Source organism: Cryobacterium fucosi (assembly GCF_004403515.1).
Lineage (GTDB): Bacteria > Actinomycetota > Actinomycetes > Actinomycetales > Microbacteriaceae > Cryobacterium > Cryobacterium fucosi.
This window is the reverse complement of record NZ_SOHH01000082.1, coordinates 1-1421: the sequence shown is the minus strand read 5'-3', so window position 1 is coordinate 1421 and position 1421 is coordinate 1. Positions and strand designations below refer to the sequence as shown.

1 protein-coding gene is annotated in these 1421 nt (G+C 63.8%); it reads right to left on the bottom strand.

The window, feature by feature from the left end:
* Positions 1–168 precede the first annotated feature (168 nt).
* Positions 169–1341: an IS701 family transposase gene (locus E3T48_RS11885; protein ID WP_420898375.1), complete on the bottom strand. Its 1173-nt coding sequence runs from the start codon at positions 1339–1341 to the stop codon at positions 169–171.
* Positions 1342–1421 lie beyond the last annotated feature (80 nt).

Below are 1421 nucleotides of genomic sequence, written 5' to 3'. Positions count from 1 at the left end.
CCTAGTACTACAGTCGCGTTTATGGGGCGTGTCCGCGGGTTCGATAGTGATGTCGTTTCGCGGTTTGTTGATGTCGGCGTCGCCAGCGTGAGCGGCTGAGGACGTGTTCGGGGTCGGGCGGCTCGCTGAAGATCAGACGGACGAGAAGGTACCTGATCTCGGGCAGGCTCAGGGCGATGAGGTCGCTGTCCTCTGGATGTTGGCCCCTTTTTTTGACCGGGTCACGGTCAGGAAGGCGTGGGCGAGCATCGAGAGGGTGATGTGCCGATACCAGCCGGTGTATTGCCGCACCTGGTAGTGGTCCAGGCCTGTTTGGCCTTTGCTGGTCTGGAAGCTCTCCTCGATGGCCCAGCGGGCTCCGGCGGCCCGGGCGAGGTCGGCCAGGGCAACACGTTTGGGTCCGTGGGTCAGGTAGTAGGCGATGTCGGTCGGGTCGGTCAGGCTGCGCCTGGCCAGGAGCCAGTACTCGGCGTCGGGGTCGCGTGCACCGTTGATGCGTGCCCTGGCCCAGCCGTAGCGGCGATCACCTTTCGAGCCGTTACCGGCGGAGCGAGTCCGCCACGCGGTCGCGGGCAGCGAGGCGATCAGTTCGTCGGCCCGCCATTCGCCGCCCGGCACACTCCCCGTTGTCTTGGCGATGACACGCTGATTCATCGGCACCGCTAGGACGTAGAACACACCCCGATCCTCGAGTGCTTTGCGGAGTTTGTAGTACTGCCCGTAGACCGCGTCGCCAGTCACCCACCGGGCCGGAACGCCCGCGTCCAGCGCCCCGGCAAGCATGTCCATGGCCAGCTCTGGTTTCGTCTTGAACTCACGATCGGCGGGGATCCCGGCGGCATCGCAACGTTCCCGGTCATCGGTCCACGCCTTGGGCAGGTAGAGCTCTCGATCCAGGAACGTCCGCCCCGCTGGGCTCGAGTAGGTCAGGAACACGCCGATCTGGGAATTCTCGATCCGTCCGGCAGTCCCGGAGTACTGCCTGGCGACCCCGGCGGAACGCTTTCCTTTCTTCAAGAACCCGGTCTCGTCCACGATCAACACACCCTCGGCCGCGCCGAGGTGCTTGACGACGTAAGACCGCAGATCATCGCGCACCGCGTCAGGATCCCAGTCGGTCGTCGACAAAAGACGCTGCATCCGGTCCGGAACAGCCTGACCGGCCTGCTCAGAGAGCGTCCAGGAATTCTTCCGTTCCTGGCCCGAGAGAAGCCCGCGCAGATAGTCCACCGCGTTCTCCCACGGCTCTGACCGGGCAAAACGCGGCCCGATCAGCTCACGGATCTCCTCCAACCCGTCAGCCCACTCCTGTACCTCTGCCACACAAACATCATCGCCCACCCGCAAGGATTAACACGGACCCATGCCGAAAGCAAAGAACCACGCCGACGAACCTAAAATAAACGCGACTGTAGTACTAG